Below are 24,861 nucleotides of genomic sequence, written 5' to 3' on the forward strand. Positions count from 1 at the left end.
GGTGTGTAAGACGATATAATAATAGTGAGTGTTCAACATGACAGCAAAAGGTCATATTCATAAAGGAGTCCTTCATGACATTGTCCCGATCGGATAGCTTTCAGCAGGAGAAGAGGAGAAGAAAAAGAAAACGGCAAAAAAGGTTCAGCCTGAGTCTGATAACAGGCGGAGCTTTCATTGTTTTGCTTGGCGCGGGCATTGCGCTGAGCGGCGGAAAGCTAAGCGGGCTGCTGCCTTTTGACGACGGTACGGAGTCTTCCATCACGGTTGACGGAGGCCAACGTCCAAACAGCTCCAATACCGACCTGGGCGGAGGTTCCGGCGGTGTTTCGGACACGGATGCCGGCAGCGGGGAGGAGCAAAACACTGACGCCGATACAGAAAATGGCGAAGGTGCTGGCACAGAAGCTGCCGGCGGCGAGGAGGGAGCCGCAAATGGCAGTGGAGAGGGTACGGATGACGCAGGGATCGATTCCGGTTCTGATGATGCGAGCGGCACTACGCCGGATGGTTACTCGGCGGGATCAGGGCAAGCTGGGGTAGAACCCGGGGATGCCGTCAGCCTGTCTTTTGTCGGCGATGTGCTTCCAGGCGAATATTTGACGGCGCTTATGGAGCAGCAAGGTTACGATTACCCTTACCGGCAGGCTTTGCTCTATCTTAGCGAGCCGGATATTATGGCTGGAAACCTGGAGATGCCCGTAACGAAACGCGGTACGCCAATTCAGAATCAGCCCTATGTTTACAAAGGTTCGCCTGATGCGCTGCCCGCTCTGCGCGATGCAGGCTTTGATGTTTTAAGCCTGGCGACAAATCATGCTATGGACCAAGGCGTCGAAGGTTTGCTGGATACGATCAAACATCTGGACGAGGCCGGCTTAGGGCATATGGGCACGGGCAACAACGATAAAGAGGCATTTGCCCCGCATATCATAGAAACGAAGGGGATCAAGGTCGCTTATATCGGCTTAAGCCACGTCATTCCCCTGTCGTCGCTTAAGGCGGACCGGAATACGCCGGGCATTGCCGAAACCTATGACACAACCAGAGCGACGGCGGCGATCAAAAGCGCCAAAGAAGCTGCGGATATTGTTGTCGTGATGGTGCATTGGGGCAAAGACGGCATGGATAAGCCCGTCGACAGTCAAAAAAGCTTGGCCAAAGCTTATATCGATGCCGGAGCGGATCTCATCGTCGGAAGCCATCCCCATGTCCTGCAGGGCTTCGAGATGTATAAAGGGAAATGGATTGCCTACAGTTTGGGCAATTTTGTGTTTACGGCTTATCCCAAAGATCAATTAGCCGAAACGGGCGTGCTGGACGCTTTGTGCAGCAAGGATGGCGAATGCAGCTTGACCTTTAATCCGATGAAGGTTACGGTGGGGCAACCGACTCCGATGACGGGGGAAGAGGCTGAGACGCTGCTGCGGCGCCTAACCTCGATTTCCTATGGCGCATCCCTGGACAGCAGCGGGAAAATTAGCGGGCAGAACAGGCAGGGAGAGGATGATTAAGTCATGAAAAATCCGTGCGTTGCGCATCGGGGCTGGTCGGGCCGCGCGCCGGAAAATACAATGGCAGCAATTAAACTGGCGATCGACGCTCCGGATATCAAGTGGATCGAAATCGATGTCCAACTGTCAAAAGACGGCGTTCCGATGGTCATCCACGACTATAATCTCCGAAGAACGACAAATGGCAGGGGAGAGGTCAGAAGTTGGAGCGCATCCGAGCTATCGTCGCTGGATGCGGGTTCATGGTTTTCGCGGGCCTTCAAAGGGGAGCAAGTGCCTAGACTGGATGATGTTTTGCGGGAGGCTAAGGGGAAGTGTATGCTGAACGTGGAGCTGAAAACCGACGGCATCCGCTACCCTGCACTGGAGGAAAAGGCGCTGGAGCGCATTGCTGCTTTTGGTATGGAGGAGCAAGTCGTGTTGACTTCTTTTCATGCCGGCACGCTGTATAAAGCCCGTAAGCTGAATGCCGGCATTCGTACCGGGCTGATAGTGGATGCCTGGCGTCCTACGCTCGTAGAAGAACTGAGAGGACTTGGCGCCGATTTTTTGTCTATCGGCTATTCCCGGTTAAACCGGCAGCGGATGGAGTTGTTAAATGCGGCAGGTATTCAATGCATGGCATGGACCGTCAACGACAAGCGAAACCTTGCCAAACTGATGGCCCTGGATTCAGGTCTGCTGCTTTGCACCAATTACCCGGAACGCTGGCGGGAAGCCTTGAATATGCCGCCTCGCCACCTAATGGGATGGCTGGGCCTTCCTTTCCGGTGAATCCGTTTCAACAATGATGAAGCAATGGAAGCAAGGGTCGGTGAACGCACAATGGTAGGTATCGTAGAGGAATGGTGGATTCGGTTATTGCTGGGACTGCTTGGGGGAGGGACAATCGCTTTTGCCGCTTACAAGCTGAGATCGCTATCGCTTTCCGGAGCTTTGTCGGCAGCCGCAATGGGGGCGGGATTTGTAACGTTGGGCAAGCCGATATGGTTTGGCTTGCTGATTGTTTTTTTTGTCTCCTCGTCGCTATGGTCGAAGTGGAAGAAAAAATCGCGGGCAAAGGCGTCAGCCGAAGCGGGCTATGCCAAAACGGGAAGGCGCGATGCCGGGCAGGTCTGGGCTAACGGCGGCATAGGGCTGCTGCTGTGCGGTCTGCATGCGATTTGGCCTCATGAGGGCTGGTTATTCGCGTATATCGGCGTTATGGCTGCCGTCACCGGCGATACCTGGGCCACCGAAATCGGCGCGCTCAGCCGTTCCGCTCCGCGCTCCATAGTTAGCGGCAAAATCGTGGCCCCGGGCACCAGCGGCGGAGTATCGCCGCTGGGCACCGCAGCCGCGCTTTGCGGCGCCGCATGTATCGGCGTAGCGGCCGCGCTGCTGCTGAACCCGCTGCCCGCAGCGCTAGGCTTCGCCGCTGCGGGCACGGGCGTGGCCGCGTACCCCTCGGCGGCTCTGCTGATCGCCGTGGCTGCCGCGGCCGGCCTGGCGGGAGCCTTCGCCGACTCATGGCTCGGCGCGACCGGCCAGGCCATGTATCGCTGCACGGTGTGCGGCAGCGAAACGGAGCGCGCCGAGCATTGCGGCACGGCGGCGCGCCATGTACGCGGCTTTGCCGCGTTGACCAACGACAGGGTGAATCTTCTGTCGTCGGTCTTTGCAGGCGTGCTCGCCTGGCTGCTGGGTTTATGGCTGCTGTAGCGGCACGGCTCTTTTTGGTGCATTTTACACCAAAACAACAAGCACGTTATGATGGACTTACTTAAAAACCGACCTGGTCCAGGTCGGTTTTTTTCAAGGCTTGGGCATTTACGATTGAAGTTAAATCGGAATAACGACGGGCTGAAGCCGCTTCGTTTGGACGTGAAACAGAAAGTTTTTACGCATTAGCTGCCCTGATGGATAGTAATATTACCCGTGGTATAACGAACTGTGTAGTTGGAGCTTGACTCAAACTCATAGGAGGAGTTTGCAGCTTTCGAATCTCTGACCTCCAGATGTTTATTCAGCAGCTCTTCCGCTTCCGATTGGCCGACATATTGGGCCAGCACAGCCTTAGCTGCGGCGATTGTCACTTCATTGACATTCCGAAGGAATACTGTGACGTATGGGTTGTCCTTGGAGGTTGCCAGTATAAAGGCGCTTGAATCAATTAGAGAAACTGGATCTTCAAGAATGGCAACCGTTGCAAATGTAGCATCATAATGGCCAGTATCCAAACGAAGGCCTTCAAAAGCGGGCAAATTGGAAATGGCTTTTATAAATTGCGTTGGCGCCTCCCCGTTAAAAATGACGGATTTAGGGTATTGGACTTCCGGTTGCTGATCAAGTTTGGCGCCAAAGGTCAGGGATGCCTCCGTTGCGCGCTGAAGCAGCGTAACCGCTTCGGCTCTTGTGAGCTGTTTTGTGCCTCCGTATTGCGATAAATCAGTCTGTCCCGAGCTGCTTAAGCCCCGTGCGATTTGATGCTCGTACAGAAAAGCTACGGATTCGGAAACCAAATCCTTCTCATGCTTGAATCCCAGATTAGCGGCTAGATAGACAGCCGTTTCGTTGCGGTCCAGCGGAAGGTTCAGCTTGTAATAAATCGGCATATTCCGCTGTTTGGCATCTTCGTAAGGCTCAAGTCCGGTTTTGGCAGCCCGCGACAGCATAATGAGAAATTGCTCCTCGGTCACCGGGGCATTGGGCCGGAAGGAGCCGTCGGGAAACCCAACGACAATTTTGTTTTCAACAGCCCAAGCAATCGGAGTCGCAAACCATTGATTGGCTTTTACATCGGTAAACTGGGGTGAATCGGCAAATAGTTGGCTAGGCGCCAAAAACAAACAAGCAATGATGAGTACCAAAACGGTTCGTTTCATGTAAACCCCCACATTTTTGTTTTTATATACTGCTCACCTAGTATTGGACGCATCAAATAAGGAAATGTTGCACAATACATACATAAATTACTTTAAGTTTTATATCGTCGAAGATACGGGGCAAAAAACGATGTTATGCAGAGACTACATGAGCTATACGACGACAGAGGGTCAACAAAAAGATTAGACAATTAATGACATGGCCTACTCAGAGTCATGATGCCAACAAAGGCAAAAACCTCCTGCGGTTGATCTCAGGAGGTTTTGCTTCACTAGAACGCCAGCCATGTTACTTCGCCAGTTGTTCCATTTGTTCAATCAGATCTTCGAACACGCTCATCGCTTGACGGATCGGCTCCGGCGAGCTCATGTCTACGCCGGCTTTTTTAAGAATGTTGATGGAGAAGTCGCTGCCGCCGCTTTTCAGGAAGCCGAGATAACGTTCCACGGCCGGTGCGCCTTCCTCCAATATTTGCTTGGAGAAGCTGGTTGCCGCCGAAAAGCCGGTTGCATATTTGTACACATAAAAGCTCGTGTAGAAATGGGGGATGCGAGCCCACTCCATTTCGATATCCTTGTCAACCACCATACCCGGGCCGTAATATTTGACGTTCAGGTCATAGTAGATTTTGCTCAATTCCTGCGGCGTCAGCGATTCGCCTGCTTCGGCGCGCTCATGCACGATTTTTTCGAATTCGGCAAACATGGTTTGACGGAATACCGTGGTGCGGAATTGATCTGCGTAATAAGTCAGCAAATACATTTTTTCCTTGGGATCAGTGGATTTGTTCAGCAAATAATCCATGAGCAGCGCTTCGTTCAGCGTGGAAGCGACCTCCGCCAGGAAAATGGTGTATTGCGCGTCGCGGTACGGCTGTGTTGTATCGGAATAGTAGGAATGAAGCGCATGGCCCATCTCGTGCGTCAGGGTAAACATGCTGTTCAGGTTATCCTTATGGTTGAGCAGCACGTAAGGGTGCGTGCCAAATGCGCCCCAGCTATAGGCGCCGCTGCGCTTGCCTTCGTTTTCGTAAACGTCGATCCAGCTGTTGTCGAAGCCATCTTGCAGCACTTTGAGATAGTCTTCGCCCAGCGGCTTCAGGCTTTCGCTGATGATGCCCTTTGCCTGCTCGTAGCTGATCTCCATGTCGAACTCCTCAACAAGCGGCGCAAACAAATCGTACATATGAAGCTCATCCACGCCAAGCAGCTTTTTGCGCAGCTCCATATACCGGTGCATCAGAGGCAAATGCTCGTGAATCGTGCCGATTAAATTGGTGTAGACTTCCGTCGGAATATTGTCGCCGTAAAGCGACATGCCCAGCGCGGAGTCATATTTGCGAGCTTTGGCGTAAAAGATATTTTTGGTGATGTTGGCATTCAAAGTTGAAGCAAGCGTGTTTTTCAGCTTGCCGTATGTATCGTACATTGCGGTAAAGGCGCTTTGGCGCACATCGCGGTTTTTGCACTCCATAAACTGAATGTAACGGCCGTGGGACAATTCTACTTCTTCGCCGTTTTCATTTTTTACTTTTGGAAATTTAAGGTCCGCATTATTGAGCATTCCAAAAATCGTGCCTGGGGCCGAGCTTACATTGCCAACTTGCGCCAGCAGCGCTTCTTCGTTTTTGGAGAGGATATGGGCTTTTTGCCGCTTCATTTCCTCCAGCGTGTGGCGGTAGAGAGAAAGAGAAGGATCGTTGATGTAAGCATCCAGCTTTTCCACTGGCAGAGCCAGAACCTCGGGCATAATGAAGGAGGTGGCTTCGCCGGTTTCCACGTTCAGCTTTTTGGCCTTGTCCGACAATGCCTGGAACTCGGGCTCAGCCGTGTCCTCGTGGTGCCTCATGTTGGCATAAACATACAGCCGCTCGACATGCAGCGAAAGCTCATCCTCTTTTTCAAAACACGCTTTGATTTGTCCAGGATCGTCAAGCTTGCCCTGGAATTGGGCGATTTCTTTGTTCAATGCCTTGGCGGCTGCGTATTCCTTATCCCAATCATTTTGGTTTTGAAACAGATCCTCCAGCTTCCAGCGGTGTTCGGCCGCCGTTTCGGAACGTTTAGGTACTTGGCTCATTCCATTATTCCTCCTTTTAAAATGGTTGTGTTGCTGTTCATTAAACAATTGCGTATTTGCGCCGGCTGTCGCCGTCGCAGCGGCCTGGCCAGCGCTTTTATCGGCTCCGCGCCTAGCGTCGCCATGGAGATTTTGGCTCCACGGGGATCCCGGCAGCATGGCAAGAGCAAGCAGCAGCGAAATCCATTTCATCCTGATTCCCCCTGAACACAGTTTTGTCGGTATTGTGTCCAGGCAAGAGTGGATTTATGTATGGCGCCAGAGGCTGCGGAGGCTGCGCCTCCGGCTTAACTACCCATTCGGTAGAAGGAGTATACGATGATGAAAAAGGCGAACGCGACCATTGCGATAGCCGATAGGGCAAGCCCGCGCTTCAGGCGCGGAGGCAAGGTATCGCGTTTCATGACGAGAATCGCGCCTAGCGAAAAAGCCAAAACAATAAAAATGAGGGAGGAGGTTGCTTCATTCATAATGGGATTAAACCTCCTTGAAGGCAGTCATAATGTCTTCAAGCTCCTGCTCCCGGCCAACGTAGTCTTCGGCGCGGAAGCGGCTTCGCGCCCAATGCAGCATTTCCTGGCGGCTGACGAAGATGTGGGATTCTTCTCCCCACTGATCGGAGATTTCCGTCAGCACCAGCGTTTTTCCTTTAACCTCGACGGTTAACATGTTGTATTTGTCTACCTTGTAAATTTGATGCTTCTTGAACATGGGCTATGCCACCTTTTGCGTGTTTAATATAGGGTATTGTTACCATCATAGCTATAATAGCATCCGTAATCAATGCTGGGCACTGAAAAGCAAACTTTTTGAATATGCGCATGAGGGAGTTGTTCAAAAAGTCTGCTTCCCCTTACGAAGTCAGCTTATCTCATTATTGTGACACATCTCACTGCATAAACGGCAAAGGTTTCATACCATATGACCTAAGAAAAGCTAACTCCGGTTTCGCCGCAACGAATAAAGAAAAAAGCCGATTCCCGCCAATAGGGCGATTCCGGTTGCGATTTGATAAAATACGGCTTTTCCAAGCTGCTCGTAGATCAATCCGCCCAGTACCCCGCTGATGATGCCGGCAATCCCCGTCCATATTATGGTATATACGGCTTGTCCCGAAGATCGGTATTCGTCGGGGATCAAGTGAGAAATATAACGTAGAGCCGTGGCAAAATAGACGCCGAAGGAAATACTGTGCATGGCCTGGGTCAGCACCAGCCAGCGCGGGTCATCAATTTCGCTCAGCAGCCATAATCTCAGCGCGTACATGAGGGAAGCGAAAACGAGAAGCGGCAGCTCGCGGAACTTATGTCCGTATTTCCCGAGCAGAAACAGCACGGGTATTTCGCTGACGGCTGATACCAGCAGCGCAAGCCCGATTTGGGAATCGCTAGCCCCGATATGCCGCAGCGTTACGGCAAGAAAGCTCTCGTACATCCTGTGCGAGATAGATACCAGCAACACAAGGCCAAAAAAGAGAATGACGCTCTTTTGCCGGAGCAGCTTGAAAAAGCCGGAAAACTGAATATTGGAAGCCTTGCCTTGGTAATCCTTCAGAAACAGGCTTAACAGCAGGGATATGGAAATGGTGCAGATGGCGACCACTATTGTCCACTCCGTACCGATTTCCTTCAGCAGAAGCCCGATGAAGAAAGCGCTGACGGCAAAGCCGAGCGAGCCGAATATCCGAATGAGCGCATAGGGCGTGCCGGTATGCTGGCTGGATAACAGGATGAGGCTGTCGCTAAGCGGGTTGATAGGTGTCTGGCAAAAATAGAACAAGGCCATCGTAGCGCAAACTAAAGCAAAGTTTTCCAGCGAAAACAAGGCGCCCATCGCAAGCAGCTGGCCCAGCAGAAGCGCCGTTAATATTTTACGGATGGTCCGAAGCCTGTCGCTTGCCAGCCCCGTCAACAAATTGGCGAAGATGGAGACGAATAGTCCGGTGGAATAAATGAGTCCGATGCCTTGCTCGCTAATGCCTTTGGACAGGAAATAAAGCGGAATAAAGGAAACGACCAACGCTTGTATCGAATAGGCGGAAAAGCTAAAAGCCCGAAGCACGGATATTTCTTTTCGTGCATTGTTTGAAAGGGCTGCGGACGTTGATTCATGCTGGTTCATGGGTCTGATGTTCACTCGCAATCTGTCAAAACGATGACGGTTCGTTTTCACGGCAATTTTGGGCGTATTTACAATTTATCAATAAGTATAACATGCAAGACATGGATTTGTGGCTGGATTATTGCGATTTGAAATGGTACATTATTGTGTGGAGGATTGGAGACGACTTCCACGGGAGGTGCATGTGTGAGATTAACGACTTTATCAGGACGCGGTGTTCCGAAGGGGCCAATCAAGCTGATGCACCGCGTATACCGGTTTGTGCTGCCTGAGGTGGAGGCGGAGCTTGCCAAGCTTAGAACGCTGGCGGAAGGCATTCCCGATCCCGAGCTTAGAACGCAGGCTATCAACAGTATGAACGACAAAAAATTCCACTGTCAGGGCGGCGGCGTTTATGCGGCGGCCAACCTGGAATATCGCCATGTTTTGATTCCGCTAATCGTGGCGCTTCAAACCATCAGCGATTATTTGGATAATTTGTGCGACCGCAGCACGTCGCTTGATCCCGATGATTTTCGGCTGCTGCACCAGTCCATGCTGGACGCGGTTGAGCCTACGGCGGAGCTGAAGGATTATTATTCGCTCCGGGACGAAAGCGATGACGGGGGTTATCTGCATCATCTGGTCAAAACATGCCAGAATAATGCGTCCCTGCTGCCTTCCTATGACAATGTAAAAGAACATGTGAAAGAATTGGTTGCCTTGTACGGCGACCTGCAAGTGTACAAGCATATTAAGCATGACATGCGCGAGCCTCAGCTTTTGTCCTGGTGGGAGAAGCACCGCGGCAATTATCCCGGCTTGCAGTGGAATGAATTTGCGGCGGCGACCGGCTCGACGCTGGGAATGTTTATGCTGTTTCTGGCGGCAAGTCAAGAGAAGCTGTCATTAAAGGACGCAGGAGCAATTCGTCAAATTTATTTCCCACATGTATGCGGCTTGCATATTTTGCTTGATTACCTGATTGACCAGGAAGAGGATCAGTTAGGCGGCGATCTGAATTTTTGCAATTATTACGATAGCAAAAGATTGCTGGTGGAACGGATCAGCCTGATCGTCAACCGGGCTCGGGACGATGTCAAACGTTTGCCGGGATCCCGTTTTCACCGGCTGATCATCGAAGGTTTGCTGGCGCTTTATCTGTCCGACCCCAAAGTGCGCAGTCAAAGCGACGTGCGCGAGGTGTCGCGCCAGCTGATGAAAAACAGTCCGCTTACCCGCTTGTTTTTTCTGATCAACAGCAACTGGATCAGAAAACAGCAGGCTTAATATTCTATAGGTGTGGAGGAATTTGTATGTCTGCAGTTAAATCGATCGCAGTATTGACCAGTGGTGGAGATTCCCAAGGCATGAACGCCGCGGTTCGCGCAGTAGTGCGCAGCGCACTTTTTCATGGTATCAAAGTTTATGGCGTGCAAAGAGGTTATCAAGGTTTGTTGAACGACGATTTGCGCGAAATGGACCTGCGCAGCGTAGGCGATATTATTCAGCGCGGAGGCACAATTCTGCAAACGGCTCGCTGCAAGGAGTTTACGACGGCGGAAGGCCAGCAGCGCGGCGCCGATATTTTGCGTGCCCGCGGCATTGACGGCTTGGTCGTTATCGGCGGAGACGGCTCTTACCAAGGCGCGAACAAGCTGAGCAAGCTCGGCATCAAAACGATGGGTCTGCCAGGTACGATTGACAACGATATTCCTTTTACGGATTTCACGATTGGTTTCGATACAGCTGTCAGCATCGTTGTGGATGCCATTAACAAAATCCGTGACACCATGTCCTCTCATGAGCGCTCCTCGATCGTTGAAGTAATGGGCCGCCATTGCGGCGATATCGCTCTGCATGCCGGCCTTGCCAGCGGAGCGGAAACCATTCTGGTTCCTGAAGTTCCTTTTGATTTGAATGAAGTGGCTGAGCGGATGAAAAACAATTTTGCCAAAGGCAAACGCCATAGTATCATCGTGGTGGCGGAAGGCGCGGCAAAAGGCGAAGAAGTGTCCCAAAAAATTACGGAAATTAGCGGCATCGACGCGCGCGTTACCGTTTTGGGCCATATCCAACGCGGCGGCACGCCAACTGCGGCAGACCGCATTTTGGCAAGCAAGCTGGGCGACTTTGCTGTAAGACAGCTGATCGCCGGCGAATCCGGCAAATCCTGCGGCGTCATTAAAGGCGAACTGGTCATGACGGATATTGACACCGTGGTAAACACCAAAAAGCCATTCGACATGGAGATGTACGATCTGGCTCTCCGTTTGTCTCAATAGAAATTAATCCGCAGGCAGTAAAAAAACGGGCATCGGCGCGTCCTGGAGAGGACTGGCCGATGCCCGTTTTTTTAATTGTAATCCACGTCAGGCGTATATTTGTTTCCCGCGTTCCAGAGCAGATATTCGTTGACGCCCGCTTCCGTTAACGCCCTGATCTGGGCTTCCACTTCTTCTTTCCCATACTTTTTATAATTGCCCCGTCCCAGCCAGCTTGCGGTGAAGTCTTGTATCCAAGGCCGAACAATCGGCTTGAGCTCGCCGGTTTCTTCCAGTTTGGCGTGTGTATCCGCCATCGCGCCTTTTATCGTTTCGTATGGCCGGATATCCGGCGTCTTTTGATTAAACCAGCCTGTGCTGTAGTGGCTGGGATAAATCATGGGCGAAATGACATGTACTTCGTTGGCTATTTTGACAAAGTCCTGTCCGATGCCTTCGGCGGCGGGCACTGACGCCGCATAACCAAAAATATCAATGGATATCCGCACGCCTAGCGGCTCCAATTGCTTTCTCGCATATTGCACAAAACCGGCCACGGCATCTACGCGGCTGAGGTCCGATTTGTTGAAAACAAGCGAATCGGCTCTTGTTTCAAATCCTTCGGGAAAACGTACGTAGTCGAACTGGATTTCCTTGAAGCCAAGTCTGGCGGCTTCCTTGGCTATCGCGATATTATAATCCCATACTTCTTGGCGATATGGATTAACAAAGCTTTCTCCCCGTCCGTTTTTCCAAATCGTCCCGTCAGCTTGCAGGAAGGAAAGTTCCGGTTTTTTGACCGCAAGAACGGTATCCTTGAAAACGACAATTCGGGCGATGGGGTAGATATCGTGATTTTTCAGCTCCGTCATCAAATGCTCGATGTCCGGAATGAATTTTTTGGCGGTGCCGATCTCCAGCAGCTCCGGCGTTGTTGTAGGGTAGGTGATATAGCCGTTATCATCCTTGATATCGATGACCATGCTGTTGAGATCGCTTCCGTCGACAAGGGAAAGCAATGATTTCATTCGGGCTCCGCCCGCGCTGTGAGCCGTAACGTAAATACCTTTGATAGGCGGGGCATCCAGCTGCGGATCTTGTTTGAGAATCGTTGTAGCAGGCGATCCCGTTTCTTTGGGCTCTCCTCCGGCAATCGGCGTTTCCGGCTGAATGACGGTTTCCCCGGCTGCAGCATTCAGATAGGAAATAGCCAATTGCTTGGCATCGGCGCTTTGGTCGCCATTTCCGGTAATTAATGTGTACAAAAGCATTAAAGCAGTCATAACAATATCCATTATGTCCTCTCCCATCGTCCGTCCTGATCAAATTATATGCTTTCCGCGCTGAGGATTCATCCCTTATTATACCCGAAAACAAAAAGCCAGCCGATAGGTCGACTGGCTTAGACGTTATGCTCGTTACTCCCGTACTGTTAATGCAGCAAGGCCGTTTTCTGACCGTTGCAAATGCTATGCTGCACGATTTCCATCACATCGGAGGGCTCCAGCAGCTCAATGCCGTCACGGAGGACGATGCGGAGCTCCAATTCCTTGCTGGTAAGAAATAAGCCAAGTTCAGGCGCAAGCCTTTCGACAATTTGGGACAGTTTGACCGATTCCATATCCACTCAAGCATCACCCTTTCATTCGAATGTGGAACGAAATAGAGGTAAGCAGGGTAAACCGGAAAACAGTAGAAACAGCTAGCGGGACCTTAATAACAGTATAACAGGATTGAGTCTAAAAACAAAGCTGATGACGCCAAAATCCGTTCCAGTCCATATTCATGAGAGTTCAAAAAGCCCGGTTTTCAATGGAAAGCAGACTTTTTGATCCGCCTTTTTTACGCAGGACTTTGCCGCTTGAAATCGCCAACGACGCCAACCGTCTCCACAACATTGATGAAAGCGTGGGGATCGACAGCGCGAACTTGCTTGCACAGTTCATTCAGCTCATACCGGGTGCGGACTGTCATCAGCATATCCTTGTCGGTTGAGGAATATGCTCCCTTGGTTTTAATAATCGTGATGCCGCGGGGGTGGGGAAGCAGCTTGCCCAGCAATTCCTCGGTTTTGGTCGTTACGATAAAGGCGGTTACTTTAATGTGCCGGACATGAATCAAATCCACTGTTTTGCCCGATGAAAATATAGCAACAAGCGAATAAAGCGCCAAGTCCCAATTGCGCGTGAACACGACCAGCAAACCGATAACGGCGGCATTCAGCAAAAATAGAATCATGCCTATCGGCAAGTCTCGTCTCCGCGTAATGATCGACGCGACGACATCGAAACCGCCGGAGGAGCCTCCCCGGCGCATTGCCAGCCCGCTGCCAAACCCCACTATGATGCCGCCGAATACAGCCGATAGCAAAATATCGTCAGCCGCGCGCACGACCGGAAGCACCTGGAGAAAAAGAGTTGCAGCCAGCACGGAATACAGGCTGAGCGCGACAAAACGTTTGCCCAGCATCGACCAGCCCCACAGCAGCACGGGTAAATTAAGCAAAAGATACAGCCAGCCGATATTTCCGCCGGTTATATAGCCAATCATCATCGATATGCCGGAAAGTCCTCCGCTCAACAGCTGGTGAGGAATCAGAAAGAAATTAAACCCTCCCGCTACTAGCAGCGAGCTCAGAGTCATAACCGGAATTGCCGCCAATTCCCGGGCAAGCCTTGCCTTCAACGTATCACCCCATCTTCCTGGTACTGAAAATCCGCTTAAATCTGGGTTTAAATTTGTTTTAGTATGGACTTTTTATGTAAGCTGGTATTCATAATGAGAACTGTGCTATAATGATTTGAATATTTCAAAGAAGGCTGCAGATAGAAGGAGTTTGAGAATCGTTTGAAAACATTTGCTGAATTTGGCCTGGAACCAAAAGTGTTGCAGGCAATTACGGAGTTGGGTTTTGAGGAATCGACCCCCATTCAGGACAAATCCATCCCTGTTGCAATGACAGGACGCGATCTGATTGGACAAGCACAAACTGGTACTGGCAAGACAGCGGCATTCGGAATTCCGCTCATTAACAAAATTCCGACTAGCGAGGATCGCATTGTTGCACTGATCATGACGCCAACCCGCGAGCTTGCTATTCAGGTTGCCGAAGAAATCGGCAAGCTGACTCGTTATAAAGGACTTCGTTCGCTTCCTATATATGGCGGACAAGAAATCGGACGTCAAATTCGCGCGCTGAAGAAACGTCCGCAAATCATCATCGGAACACCTGGCCGACTGCTGGATCACATTAACCGGAAAACCATCCGTTTGGACGATGTGCAAACCGTCGTTCTGGATGAAGCAGACGAAATGTTGGATATGGGCTTTATGGACGACATTCAGTCCATTCTCAAATTGGTGCCGGAAGAGCGCCAAACTATGCTGTTCTCCGCAACAATGCCGCTTAATATCCAGAAGCTTGCCCAGCAGTTCTTGAAAGACCCTGAGCATGTGTCTGTTATTCCTAAGCAAGTTACCGCACCATCCATTGAACAAGCGTATATCGAAGTACACGAGCGTCAAAAGTTCGAAGCGCTTAGCCGTTTGCTGGATATGGAATCCCCGGAGCTGGCGATCATTTTTGGTCGTACAAAACGCCGGGTTGATGAACTCAGCGAAGCGCTGCAAAAACGCGGCTACTCCGCTGACGGATTGCATGGCGACCTTTCGCAGAACCAGCGTGACAACGTGATGCGAAAATTCCGCGATGGAAGCATTGACGTTCTGGTTGCTACGGACGTTGCGGCTCGCGGCTTGGATGTTTCGGGTGTGACGCATGTCATAAACTTTGATTTGCCGCAAGATCCGGAAAGCTATGTGCACCGGATCGGCCGTACCGGTCGTGCGGGCAAAGAAGGAACAGCATGGAGCTTTGTTACGCCGCGTGAGATTGATCACCTTCACTTCATCGAGCGCATTACGCGCCAACGCATGAACCGCAAGCCGCTGCCAAGCTTGGCTGAGGCTATCGAAGGCAAGCAACGCGTTACAGCGGAACGAGTGCTTGAAGTTGTTCAAAACGAGGAGTTTTCCGAGTACAAGGCAATTGCCATTCAATTGCTTGAGCAATACGATTCCGTGCATCTGCTTGCTGCGACAATCAAATTGTTGACCGGCGAGAAAAAAGACGTGGACATCGAGCTTACGCCTGAAGAGCCGTTGCGCGCCAAAAAGCGCAGACCGGACATTCGCTCCAATGGCCGTCCGTTCAACCGCAGCGGTGGTTCGTCGTATGGCGGCAACCGTACCGGCGGAAGCGGCGGCGGAGGCGGCTATCGCGGACGCGATGATCGTCGGAGCAGTGGTGGAGGCGGCTACCGCGGAAACAATAGCGGCGGCAGCTACGAAAATCGTGGCAGCGGCGGTTATGGCAAACGCAGCAGCGGCGAAGGCCGCAGCAGTGAAAACCGCAGACCTAAACCTTCGGACGATTTCACCAATAGCTAAGCAAAAAAAACCGGGGACGTCCGTTTGCCTTGCGGGCATCCGGACTCCCCCGGTTTTTTTGCGTACGCCACGCCGACGACGGCTAGGCGATCATGTCATACCGGGCGACATCTATTAGTCGGTTTATTAGTACAGGATGGTCTTTGTGATGATGACCAGAAGGATAAACAATACGAGAATGGCACCTACAGAGTTATGGCCGTAACCGTAGCCGGGACCTACGTTGCTCATTAGCAGCAACCTCCTTTTAATCATCGTAGTGGGTGAACACAATACATCCTATGCAAGAAAGCCGCTCTGGCTTAGACAATGGCCTAAGGTGGAAAAAATGGGCGGACGTTTGTACTCCGGCCATACGCCCTTTACGTGCGTGTTGATGTCCGTATAGTCAAACTAAGTTGGAGGGAAACAGATGGAACCAAGAGGGCTAATGGGAGGCTTTTACCGTATTTCGGAGTGGATTATGAGATTTTCGGTCATTAATCTGCTTTGGATTGCATGCTCCATTCCATTTATTTTTGTGGGGGCAACCCTGTTTGTGGCAAGCGGAACGGTTTCGGAAGAGGAAATGCTTAGCGCCGTATATACTTCGCTTGTGTTGATGGCCGTGCTTGCGCCATTTACCATTTTTCCGGCGACATCGGCCATGTTTGCCGTTGCTAGAAAGTGGGTAACGGGCGAGGTTGATGTGCCATTGTTTAAAACGTTTTTCCGCGGTTATAAGGAGAACTATAAACAAAGCATGATCGGCGGAATCATTTATACGGTTCTGTTTGCAGTCATGATTGTTGATTTTATCGTATACAGGGAACAGCTCAATATTTTATCCTACATCTTTATTGCCTTTTTGGCGTTGTTAGGCGTTTCCTTGTTCAACTTTTTCTCCATGCTTGTCCACTATCATATGAAAACGTTTCAATTACTTAAAAACGCGGTGTTGATCACAATCGGCAAGCCGTTTCGTTCATTGTCCACAGCGGTCATGTGCGGATTGGTTGTGTACATCAGCTTGTTCCACTTTACTTTCCTGATTCCGTTTTTTATGGGCAGCATCATTGCATTCCTTGCATACTGGAACTTTAACATTATTTATGTTAAGCTGCAGGAACAAGTGGAAAAACAGCGCAAATCCGAGGAAGAGGAAGCTGAAGAAGCGGCTGAGATGGACCGTGAAGATTTGGTCAAGGACGACTTCAAAGAATCCAATAAATAACATCTCGGTTGACGTTTACTTTTGCCGGCATTCAGTCTATAATAGCTATACATCCTGCGATGTTCGTTTCGGTCCTTCGTTGTTTTGAACCAATGGCTGTTTCACGGGAGACCTACATCGCCAAGCGGCTGACATGCCCTCTAAAAGGGATCTCAAAAGCGTGGTTGCGGACACCCACCTGCGAGAGCGGGTTCAGAAACATGCGGGTCGGACGGCATAGGCGGGTTCCTAAATGTTGCGAAAGAGCGATTGTTCCGTGAATTCGGACAAAAGCTCTTTTTTCATATGTGAAATCATGTTATCATTAGATAATGTAGATAGATGCCAGAGGGGGAGATTTTTGTTGTTGAAGCGGACCTTAATCGGGCTGCTGCGCAGTCATGAACTGACAGGTGACAGAGCTAAGGATCCATTGCTGAAATCGCACTTCTACAAGCTTTCCAAGGAGAAAGCCTGGGAAGAAGTGATATCCACTCTAAAAAAGATGCAGGGCTATAAGGTGCTGCATGAAGTACAATCCGTTGGCGAAATTGTGTTGGAGAAACGTACGGCGCTGGGCAGAACGATGGATATTACGGTTTCGGTCATCAGTGTTAATCCTCTAACATCGGCAGTCGACATTTATTCGGCCTCGCGTGGATCGATGGGTGATCTGGGCTCCAATTACCGGGCTATTCTAGATATCTACCGGGTGTTGGACAAGAAGCTTGGGGCGTTTAAAGTAAATAGCTAATACATAACAAAGCGAGGAAGGGGATCCTTCTCTCGCTTTGTTTGCAGTATATGGGGTTTTGAAACGCACAGTCTTTCCGTCCGTATTATTATACCAGCGCTTTCGCGGCTTGAATTGCGTTTTCATAGTTGGGATGTTCAGCCATTTCGGACAGATATTCCACGTATTGAATGGTATCATTGGCGTCCACTACAAAGATGGCGCGCATATCCAGAGCAAATTCTTTGATCAATACGCCGTAAGCTTGTCCAAAGCTGTTGTCCTTGTAATCGGACAGCATAACGACACGATCGATATCCGCCGCGGCGCACCAGCGGGCTTGTGCAAATGGCGTGTCAACGCTGACAGTTAATACTACAACATTATCGCCAAGTGCTGCGGCAGCTTCGTTAAATTTGCGGGTTTGCGCATCACAAACGCCGGTATCGATGGAAGGCACAACACTGATCAGCTTTACTTTGCCGGCATAATCGGACAAAGCGGAAGCTTCCGTCAATGATTTGTTCAATGAAAAAGCGGGAGCTTTGTCACCGACCTTAAGCTCCGGTCCAATCAAAGTAATGGGATTGCCTTTAAGCGTGGCAACGCCTGTACGTTCTTGTGCCATAATTATTATTCCTCCTTGGAAAAGTTGTTTATTGGTTACGCTATTCATTATAATCATATTGAAACATCGTTGTCCAATGATTGGCAGTGTGGAGAGGGAGGCAGCTCGGGCATGATTTTTCTCAGGTATGAAAGCTTTCGCGGTTATTTGAAGAACTATCCCGCGACGGCAGCTATTGTTTTAGTTAATTTAATTGTGTTTTTGATCACTCTGGCGTACGGCGATCGCGCTTACGGCTACGGGGTCTTTTTTACGGACACCGTGCTTGATCCATTCGGATTGAGAGAACCGTGGAGATATTTGACTTCAGTATTTATGCATGCCGATTTTGGTCATCTGTTTTTTAATATGTTCGGGTTGATCATCTTTGCGCCGCCGCTGGAGTATTTGCTAAAGTGGAAACGGTATGTTCCGTTTTATCTTCTCTGCGGCATCGGAGGCAACCTTATATCGGCATTGATGCATTTGGCGGGGGATAGCGGCTATCATCTTGCTCTCGGAGCGTCAGGAGCAATCTACGGCGTTTACGGGGCCTTTCTGTTTATCGCGCTGCATCGCAGGCATATGCTGGACGCGGCTTCGCGTAATACGGTTTTTCTGATATTGGGCTTTGGCGTAATCCATTCACTGCTGGTCAGCGGAATTGATTTATGGGGCCATATTGGCGGAGCAATCAGCGGTTATCTGCTTTACTCCGCAATGGATACCATCAAAAACCGACGCAGAGGCGCAAGCAACGGATAAACCGTCTCCATTAGAAGGATGCGTGTAACACAAATACGGCAATAAAACGGGAGAGAGATTGGGCAGTATGGAACTTCGACAGCTTTATTATTTTGTTAGGGTGGCAAGAAAGGAACATGTGACGCAGGCGGCCGAGGAGCTGCATGTGGCCCAATCGGCGGTTAGCCGCCAGATTCATCAATTGGAGGAAGAACTGGGCGTCAAGCTGTTTGTCCAGAAAGGCCGCAACCTTCAGCTTACTCCTGTAGGGGGACTTTTTCTTAAACGGGCAGAAGCGATTTTGCAGGACCTGGAGAAGGCGGTTACCGAAATTCATGAATTTCTGGACCCGGAAAAAGGGGAAATTCGCCTTGGCTTTCCCCATAGCTTGGGCATCTCGCTTATTCCTCAGGTTGTCGCGGCTTTCCGCAAGCAGCATCCCAACGTCAAGTTTCGGTTTAAGCAAGGCATGTACAATTCCCTCATTCGCGATCTGGTGAAGGGGGATATTGATCTGGCGTTTATTTCGCCAATGCCGAGCGAGCATGATCAGGTATGCGGCGAAGTGCTGCTTACGGAGGAACTGTATGCCATATTGCCCCCCGGACATCATCTGTCGGAGGCTGAACATATCTCTTTGAGTCAATTGGCTGACGAAGCGTTTGTATTGTTCAGCGAAGGATACTCTCTGCGCCCCATCGTATGGGATGCATGCGAGCAAGCGGGCTTTTCGCCAAATATCGGTTTTGAAGGCGAAGAGACCGATACGATTCGAGGATTGGTAGCGGCTGGGATGGGGGTAAGTTTGCTTCCGGAACTTGCGCTCCATCATACGGGTCCGCTGCAGCCGGCCAAGGTTAGAATCACCGATCCGCCGGTTACCCGTACGATCGGCATCATCCGCAGAAGCAACGAACGTTTGCCGCTGGTGGCCAAAGTATTCTACAGCTTTTTGTTGCGATATTTTCATTCAAGGGAAAAAAATGAATAATGCGGATGTGAACAAAATAAGCGGCGAGGAGATAATCTCCTGCGCCGCTTATTTTTGTTTGGTTTAGTCTCTGTTTTGAGTGAAAATCATAATGTAACGAATCAGCTCAAGCAAGGAAAGGAGAGCCGCTGCTACGTATGTCAAGGCTGCTGCGTTAAGCACCTTGGCGACGCCATGTTCCTCGTTATTGGAAATGAAGCCTTCTGAAACCATCAGCTCGCGTGCGCGATTGCTGGCATTAAATTCAACCGGCAGCGTTATAAGCTGGAACGCAACCGCGATGGAGAAAAAGATAATGCCAAGGCCAATTAATCCAAAGGCTTGGAACAAAATACCGCCGATCAACAGGAAAGGCGCAATTCCGGAAGCGAAGTTAACGATAGGGAAGATGCGATGGCGCGCCACCAGAAACGGATAGCTTACAGAATGCTGAATGGCGTGGCCGACCTCATGGCAGGCTACCGATATGGCGGAAATCGAGTTTTCATAATAAACGGGTTCGGACAAGCGGACAACGCGGTTGATAGGGTCGTAATGATCCGTCAGCGAGCCCTGTACAGGCTCGATTGGCACATCGTGCAGGCCGTTGTTGTCCAGCATCCGCCTTGCCGCCTGGTAGCCGGTAAGGCCGCTGCTGACTTGCACCTTCGTCCATTTGTTGAACGTGCCCTTTACCCGGAACTGTGCCCATATGGTCAGGGCGAAAGCGGCAATAATCAGGATATACATAGTGACATTCCTCCTGCAATGTAATTTCGCTAATGGCTACATCAGCGAGCTTTTGTTCATTAGAAGCATCAGCGCTTCAATACACGCTGCTGTCTGCGGCATAAGCCGGGTATACAACCGGCTTGCTTGTTTGGGCTTAAGCTGTTTGATTACCGGCTCCAGCTCTTTGACTTCCCGCTCCAGCTGGGAGAGATGCTGCTGAATTTCGGTCAGCTTCAGCGAAATCTGCGCTTCGGGCGTAACCTTCCTCCAGGTGTCCAGCTTTTCTTTAATCTCATCCAACGTATATTTATCTTTTTTCAAGTCCTCAATACGTTCCAGGCGCTGCAAAGTTTCAAAGTGGTACAGCCTGTAGTTTTTGAGCGATCGCTTGGCCGGTTCAATGAGGCCTAATGATGTATAGTAGTCGATCGTTCGCGGACTGATCTGCGCGAGCTTGGACAACTCTCCTATTCTGTATAGTTTCTCTTCCTCCATCCCCTCACCACCTTTTAGAGCTTGTTTAAAAGTTCGCGGTATTGAAATCGGGACTTTTTAAACACGCGCTTTATTGTTCTGTCTACTATTAATGATAATAGGAAGCAACCATACAGTCAAACGTATTACATGAGCTGCCATGAAAGGGAAGACTAAAGGGCTATTGATAGCGCTTCTATAATATAGGACTGCGAAAAGTGATGGAAATGCGAAAGAAGCAATCATTTCGGATGCAATAATTAATCAAAAGAGAGTGAAATCCTAACGTTCGTGTTAGATTCAATGCCGAACGTTAGATTTTTTTCGCAAAAAGCTAAAAAACGTATTGTCAAATTGGTCTACACTGACTATAATGACATTAAGTCTTTCGTCATGTGTTAATAAACATAACATTAAAGGAGTGGTCGTATTGGTTAAGAAGACTTTTCTCGCACTGGGATTGATGACAATCCTGTTCCCGGTGGTCGCGTTCGCGGCTGATCCATCCGGAGCTACATTGGACATGGGACTCAACTCACTATGGGTTATGCTGGCATTTATTCTGGTACTTTTGATGCAGGGCGGATTTATTCTTCTTGAAGCAGGCTCCACTCGAATGAAAAACGCAGGCCACGTAGCCGGCAAAACAATCTTTACAGTCGGTCTCGCGGCATTGATTTATTGGGCTTTCGGTTACGGCATCGCTTTTGGCGAAGCGAGCAGCTTAAGCAAGTTTATCGGCTGGGGAGATTTCTTCTACAGCGCTCCTACAGCTGCTGCTGAAGGCGACTCTTTCCCTAGCGGCGTATTCTTCCTGTTCCAGCTGGCATTTGCGGCCATCTCCCTGACAATCGCTTGGGGCGGTTTCGCAGAACGGGCCAAGCTCGCATCGTATGTCGTATTCACTTTGTTCTATGTAGGCTTGATTTACCCTATCGTTGCTCACTGGATCTGGGGCGGCGGCTGGTTGGCTGATCATGGCGCGCAAGACTTTGCCGGATCAACGGTTGTTCACTTGTCTGGCGCGGTTGCGGCATTTGTAGCCACGGTGCTTCTGAAACCACGTATCGGCAAATTCAACAAAGACGGTTCCGCGAACGAAATTTTGGGCCACAACCAAGTCTTTACGGCATTGTCCGTATTGATTCTGTGGGTAGGCTGGTTCGGCTTTAACGCAGGCTCCACGGTTGCAATCGGCGACGGTTTCTTCACTTATGTAGCCTTCACAACCATGCTGGCTGCCGGTGCTGGCGGCGTGGCTGCGCTTCTGATCTCATGGGCGGTAACAGGCAAGTCCGACATTACGCATATGCTGAACGGAACGCTTGCCGGTCTGGTTGCCATTACAGCATCTTGCGCATTCGTTGAGCCATGGGCTGCTGTTGTTATCGGTTTGATTGCTGGCGTTCTGGTATTCTACAGCGTAAAAATGTTCGAAAAACTGAAAGTCGACGATCCGATCTATGCCCTTTCCGTTCACGGTATGGCAGGTATCTGGGGTACGCTTGCCAACGGTATCTTTGCAACACAAGAGCTTGCCGAGAAGGTTGGCGTAGGTCAAGGCGGCTTGATCGATACAGGCAGCTTCGCACAGCTGTGGGTTCAAATTCAATCGGTAGTTGTGGCTGGCGCATTCGTGCTGGTAGCTTCCTTCATCGTACTTGGCGCTATGAAAAAAATCATGGGCTTCCGCGTTACGGAAGAGCAAGAAATTGTTGGTCTTGACCTCAGCGAGCACGGGGTATATGGTTATCCTGAGCAATTGAAAAAACCGGGTCAAAACGTACAAGGCTAATCCAGCGAGTAAGTGCTGACCGAGGGGAGAGAGCGGCGCATGATTGATCCGATGACGCCGCACCGCTTCGAAGATATCAGCTCTGCTGACAACGTAGAACGGCTGCGGTGGTTGCGTGATCAGCTTCACGAAGAGATGTATGCTCTTCTCCCGACACGGCCTGTCGAACAATTTAACGAACAATTGAATGAAACTCATGATGCCCTGATCATCAGGGCCATCATGATCGCCGAAGAGGAAATGGCACGGATGGGGAAAGGGTCTCCCCCCGTGCCATATGCCTATTTATTGTTCGGCAGCGGCGGTCGGAGAGAGCAGACGTTGTCCAGCGATCAGGATAGCGGCTTGATTTATGAGGATAGGCCGGGGCATGAGGAAGAAACAAAGACTTATTTTATGGAGTTGAGCAAACGGATTGTCGGTAATCTCGTGTTGACCGGCTATCCGCCGTGTGAAGGAAACGTGCTGAGCGAAAACCCGGAATGGTGCCAGTCTCTTCAGGAGTGGAGAGAGCGGCTGGGGAGATGGTTCCGGGAGCCGGAATGGGAAGCGGTCAGATATTTGCTCATTATCGCAGACGGACGCTGCGTGTACGGGGATAAGCGACTGGCCGACGGCTTAAAGGGCATGTTTTTTTCCGATACGTTGAATCATCCCGTCATCTTAAAAAGAATGATAGAAAACACGATGCGGCATAAAGTATTGGTCAACGTTTTTGGCCAGCTGCTGAAAGAAAGATATGGCGAAGACGCCGGCAGCCTGGACATCAAATACGGAGCTTACATTCCGATGGTCAATTCTATTCGAATGCTTGCGATCCAGTCCAATATTGCATCTACCTCTACTTTGGAACGCATAAAAATGCTGGTAGAGTTAGGAAAGCTTTCACAGGAAGATGGAAATGCATATGAACGGGCATTTATTTGTATCCTGCGACTAAGATTGCTGACGACAGAACATAGTGATGATAGTTTGTATGCCAACAATGGCAAGCTTCATAGCAGCAAGCTGACCAAAGAGATGACAGACGAGCTTAAAAAAAGCCTGAAGCAGGGAAAAAGACTGCAAAAGGCCGTCTATAAACAAACGATGGGCAGGCTTATGTAGCAGTAAGGCGGTGGGACAGTTTGAAGGAGCAAAAAGGCGTAGGTCGTATGTGGAGCCTGTATAAGATGGGAGGGGTAACGCCCGCTATCGCTTCTATGCTGGGATCGCAAAATGCCCAGCAGATGGCTTTTATTCGCAATGCCAACCGGGAGCAGCGTAAGCAATCCGTCATGGACACGCCGCTAAAGGAATTGGAGTGTGTCGTGTTTGATTTGGAAACGACCGGCTTTAATCCCAACAACGGCGACGAAATCATATCCTTTGGCGCTATCGTTGTAAGAGGCGGCGTGCCGGTGCCGGAGGAAAGCTTCTATAGTCTGGTTAACCCCAAACGGCCGGTTCCCAAAGCGATTATCGACCTTACAGGCATTACCAATGATATGGTAAACGATGCGCCGGACTTGATGTCGGTGCTTCATGACTTTATGGCTTTTGTAGGCAGGAGGCTGCTGATCGCGCATGCGTCGGGACATGACAAGCAGTTTCTGAATGCCGCATTATGGCGGACGTCCAAAGTTAACCTGAATCATCGCGTTTTGGATACGATGATGATCGCCAAATGGCTGGACCCGGGCCGCGAGGGGTATGGTCTTGACGATGTTCTTGAGCGATGCTGCATCCCCATTGGCCTCAGGCATCACGCGCTGGAAGACTCCGTTATGACGGCCAAGCTTTGGTGTCACTACCTGCAGGTCATCGTGGAGAAAAACATTGTAACTTTAGGCGATTTGTACGCCTATTTAAGCAAGCACTAGCTTCAACGGTTCAAAACGGCCGTCGATAAACTGATAAGGCTGCGCATGGGGTTTTCCTTCGCCGTCGCAGGATATAATCCAGTAGGAGAGCTGCTGCGTCGGCAGGAACCCGTTGCGGTCGCGGTAGGAAGGCGTGTCGTCCGTACTAGGATGTGAATGAAACAAGCCGGCAATCCTTTGCCGGTTCTTTTGCATGTTAAAAAAAGCCGCCGTCCATTCCCCCGGATCAAAATAAAACGAATCCTCCGGCTCGGGGGAAGCGTTGGCGATTGGAATTACCGAGTCGATTATCGGCGATCCTTCGGCAGACACCAATATTCCGCAAGCCTCTAACGGGTTTGCGTCGGCACAAAGTTTCATCAGTTTTTTGTAAGCGGATACATCTATTATACTCTCCGTCATTGCGGTTGTACCTCCTTACGGATTCAGCTAGATGGTTGCGCCATTAGCTTCTCCATCGTATTTTAACCCTTCCCCTTAA

26 protein-coding genes and 1 other RNA gene are annotated in these 24,861 nt (G+C 50.3%); 14 read left to right on the forward strand and 13 right to left on the reverse strand.

From position 1 onward, the window contains the following. The first annotated feature begins 74 nt into the window (after positions 1-74). The 3 genes from ACX93W_RS00705 to ACX93W_RS00715 are packed head-to-tail and all read left to right on the forward strand — an operon-like array spanning position 75 to position 3,215. The gene (locus ACX93W_RS00705) at positions 75-1,514 is read left to right on the forward strand and encodes a CapA family protein (protein ID WP_459390408.1); all 1,440 of its coding nucleotides are present in this window, start codon (positions 75-77) and stop codon (positions 1,512-1,514) included. A 3-nt stretch (positions 1,515-1,517) separates the two neighbouring features. After that, on the forward strand, positions 1,518-2,288 hold the full coding sequence (locus tag ACX93W_RS00710) for a glycerophosphodiester phosphodiesterase (protein ID WP_459390409.1): 771 nt from the start codon (positions 1,518-1,520) through the stop codon (positions 2,286-2,288). Positions 2,289-2,339: 51 nt separating this feature from the next. Further along, positions 2,340-3,215 (forward strand): DUF92 domain-containing protein, encoded by an 876-nt coding sequence (locus ACX93W_RS00715; RefSeq protein WP_459390410.1) that lies wholly within the window; start codon positions 2,340-2,342, stop codon positions 3,213-3,215. A gap of 185 nt (positions 3,216-3,400) precedes the next feature. Here ACX93W_RS00715 and ACX93W_RS00720 read toward each other — a convergent pair whose 3' ends face one another. From ACX93W_RS00720 to ACX93W_RS00740, 5 genes are all read right to left on the reverse strand, one after another. Then, positions 3,401-4,378 (reverse strand): S-layer homology domain-containing protein, encoded by a 978-nt coding sequence (locus ACX93W_RS00720; protein WP_459390411.1) that lies wholly within the window; start codon positions 4,376-4,378, stop codon positions 3,401-3,403. Positions 4,379-4,667: 289 nt separating this feature from the next. Next, a complete protein-coding gene (gene pepF / locus ACX93W_RS00725; RefSeq protein ID WP_459391972.1) occupies positions 4,668-6,458 on the reverse strand; it encodes an oligoendopeptidase F in 1,791 nt (596 codons plus the stop codon). 287 nt (positions 6,459-6,745) lie between these two features. Continuing rightward, on the reverse strand, positions 6,746-6,928 hold the full coding sequence (locus ACX93W_RS00730) for a hypothetical protein (RefSeq protein ID WP_459390412.1): 183 nt from the start codon (positions 6,926-6,928) through the stop codon (positions 6,746-6,748). A 7-nt stretch (positions 6,929-6,935) separates the two neighbouring features. After that, complete coding sequence (locus tag ACX93W_RS00735; RefSeq protein WP_459390413.1) at positions 6,936-7,169, reverse strand: hypothetical protein; 234 nt, start codon at positions 7,167-7,169, stop codon at positions 6,936-6,938. Positions 7,170-7,394: 225 nt separating this feature from the next. Then, positions 7,395-8,579 (reverse strand): MFS transporter, encoded by a 1,185-nt coding sequence (locus ACX93W_RS00740; protein ID WP_459390414.1) that lies wholly within the window; start codon positions 8,577-8,579, stop codon positions 7,395-7,397. A gap of 240 nt (positions 8,580-8,819) precedes the next feature. Here ACX93W_RS00740 and ACX93W_RS00745 point away from each other — a divergent pair, with 240 nt between their 5' ends. Both ACX93W_RS00745 and pfkA read left to right on the forward strand, forming a co-directional pair. Continuing rightward, complete coding sequence (locus tag ACX93W_RS00745; RefSeq protein ID WP_459391973.1) at positions 8,820-9,848, forward strand: tetraprenyl-beta-curcumene synthase family protein; 1,029 nt, start codon at positions 8,820-8,822, stop codon at positions 9,846-9,848. 26 nt (positions 9,849-9,874) lie between these two features. Further along, positions 9,875-10,843, forward strand: a complete 969-nt coding sequence (gene pfkA, locus ACX93W_RS00750) for a 6-phosphofructokinase (RefSeq protein WP_459390415.1) — start codon at positions 9,875-9,877, stop codon at positions 10,841-10,843. 71 nt (positions 10,844-10,914) lie between these two features. On the opposite strand, the gene ACX93W_RS00755 is transcribed toward pfkA, so the two are convergent. The 3 genes from ACX93W_RS00755 to ACX93W_RS00765 form a co-directional block, all read right to left on the reverse strand. Then, positions 10,915-12,117 carry a putative glycoside hydrolase gene (locus ACX93W_RS00755; RefSeq protein ID WP_459390416.1) on the reverse strand — a complete coding sequence of 401 codons (1,203 nt, stop codon included), beginning with the start codon at positions 12,115-12,117 and terminating at the stop codon, positions 10,915-10,917. A 137-nt stretch (positions 12,118-12,254) separates the two neighbouring features. After that, positions 12,255-12,443 (reverse strand): hypothetical protein, encoded by a 189-nt coding sequence (locus ACX93W_RS00760; RefSeq protein ID WP_068680840.1) that lies wholly within the window; start codon positions 12,441-12,443, stop codon positions 12,255-12,257. A 221-nt stretch (positions 12,444-12,664) separates the two neighbouring features. Continuing rightward, a complete protein-coding gene (locus tag ACX93W_RS00765; protein ID WP_459391974.1) occupies positions 12,665-13,465 on the reverse strand; it encodes a YitT family protein in 801 nt (266 codons plus the stop codon). A 204-nt stretch (positions 13,466-13,669) separates the two neighbouring features. Between ACX93W_RS00765 and ACX93W_RS00770 the strand changes: the two genes are divergently transcribed. Next, positions 13,670-15,271, forward strand: coding sequence for a DEAD/DEAH box helicase (locus tag ACX93W_RS00770; protein ID WP_459390417.1), 1,602 nt, complete (start codon positions 13,670-13,672; stop codon positions 15,269-15,271). A gap of 126 nt (positions 15,272-15,397) precedes the next feature. On the opposite strand, the gene ACX93W_RS00775 is transcribed toward ACX93W_RS00770, so the two are convergent. Beyond that, positions 15,398-15,502, reverse strand: coding sequence for a sporulation protein YjcZ (locus ACX93W_RS00775; RefSeq protein ID WP_459390418.1), 105 nt, complete (start codon positions 15,500-15,502; stop codon positions 15,398-15,400). Positions 15,503-15,683: 181 nt separating this feature from the next. Here ACX93W_RS00775 and ACX93W_RS00780 point away from each other — a divergent pair, with 181 nt between their 5' ends. From ACX93W_RS00780 to ACX93W_RS00790, 3 genes are all read left to right on the forward strand, one after another. Continuing rightward, on the forward strand, positions 15,684-16,484 hold the full coding sequence (locus ACX93W_RS00780; protein WP_459390419.1) for a YesL family protein: 801 nt from the start codon (positions 15,684-15,686) through the stop codon (positions 16,482-16,484). Between the two features lie 48 nt (positions 16,485-16,532). Next, a non-coding RNA gene (gene ssrS, locus ACX93W_RS00785) (6S RNA) lies at positions 16,533-16,715 on the forward strand. Positions 16,716-16,827: 112 nt separating this feature from the next. Then, positions 16,828-17,217, forward strand: a complete 390-nt coding sequence (locus ACX93W_RS00790; RefSeq protein WP_459390420.1) for a DUF1499 domain-containing protein — start codon at positions 16,828-16,830, stop codon at positions 17,215-17,217. An 88-nt stretch (positions 17,218-17,305) separates the two neighbouring features. Here ACX93W_RS00790 and tpx read toward each other — a convergent pair whose 3' ends face one another. Beyond that, a complete protein-coding gene (tpx, locus tag ACX93W_RS00795; protein ID WP_459390421.1) occupies positions 17,306-17,824 on the reverse strand; it encodes a thiol peroxidase in 519 nt (172 codons plus the stop codon). A 111-nt stretch (positions 17,825-17,935) separates the two neighbouring features. Between tpx and ACX93W_RS00800 the strand changes: the two genes are divergently transcribed. Beyond that, positions 17,936-18,568: a rhomboid family intramembrane serine protease gene (locus ACX93W_RS00800; RefSeq protein ID WP_459390422.1), complete on the forward strand. Its 633-nt coding sequence runs from the start codon at positions 17,936-17,938 to the stop codon at positions 18,566-18,568. Positions 18,569-18,635: 67 nt separating this feature from the next. Beyond that, positions 18,636-19,538: a LysR family transcriptional regulator gene (locus tag ACX93W_RS00805; RefSeq protein ID WP_459390423.1), complete on the forward strand. Its 903-nt coding sequence runs from the start codon at positions 18,636-18,638 to the stop codon at positions 19,536-19,538. A gap of 63 nt (positions 19,539-19,601) precedes the next feature. Here ACX93W_RS00805 and ACX93W_RS00810 read toward each other — a convergent pair whose 3' ends face one another. Then, positions 19,602-20,267 (reverse strand): zinc metallopeptidase, encoded by a 666-nt coding sequence (locus ACX93W_RS00810; RefSeq protein WP_459390424.1) that lies wholly within the window; start codon positions 20,265-20,267, stop codon positions 19,602-19,604. Positions 20,268-20,303: 36 nt separating this feature from the next. Continuing rightward, the gene (locus tag ACX93W_RS00815; RefSeq protein ID WP_459390425.1) at positions 20,304-20,744 is read right to left on the reverse strand and encodes a MerR family transcriptional regulator; all 441 of its coding nucleotides are present in this window, start codon (positions 20,742-20,744) and stop codon (positions 20,304-20,306) included. Positions 20,745-21,153: 409 nt separating this feature from the next. Here ACX93W_RS00815 and ACX93W_RS00820 point away from each other — a divergent pair, with 409 nt between their 5' ends. The 3 genes from ACX93W_RS00820 to ACX93W_RS00830 are packed head-to-tail and all read left to right on the forward strand — an operon-like array spanning position 21,154 to position 24,380. Continuing rightward, the gene (locus ACX93W_RS00820) at positions 21,154-22,518 is read left to right on the forward strand and encodes an ammonium transporter (RefSeq protein ID WP_459390426.1); all 1,365 of its coding nucleotides are present in this window, start codon (positions 21,154-21,156) and stop codon (positions 22,516-22,518) included. 39 nt (positions 22,519-22,557) lie between these two features. Beyond that, positions 22,558-23,625: a DUF294 nucleotidyltransferase-like domain-containing protein gene (locus ACX93W_RS00825; protein WP_459390427.1), complete on the forward strand. Its 1,068-nt coding sequence runs from the start codon at positions 22,558-22,560 to the stop codon at positions 23,623-23,625. A 20-nt stretch (positions 23,626-23,645) separates the two neighbouring features. After that, on the forward strand, positions 23,646-24,380 hold the full coding sequence (locus ACX93W_RS00830; protein WP_459390428.1) for an exonuclease domain-containing protein: 735 nt from the start codon (positions 23,646-23,648) through the stop codon (positions 24,378-24,380). On the opposite strand, the gene ACX93W_RS00835 is transcribed toward ACX93W_RS00830, so the two are convergent. Next, positions 24,366-24,782, reverse strand: a complete 417-nt coding sequence (locus ACX93W_RS00835; protein ID WP_459390429.1) for a M67 family metallopeptidase — start codon at positions 24,780-24,782, stop codon at positions 24,366-24,368. The two genes, ACX93W_RS00830 and ACX93W_RS00835, sit on opposite strands and share 15 nt — an antisense overlap. Between the last annotated feature and the right edge of the window lie 79 nt (positions 24,783-24,861).

Source organism: Paenibacillus sp. CAU 1782 (assembly GCF_054551715.1).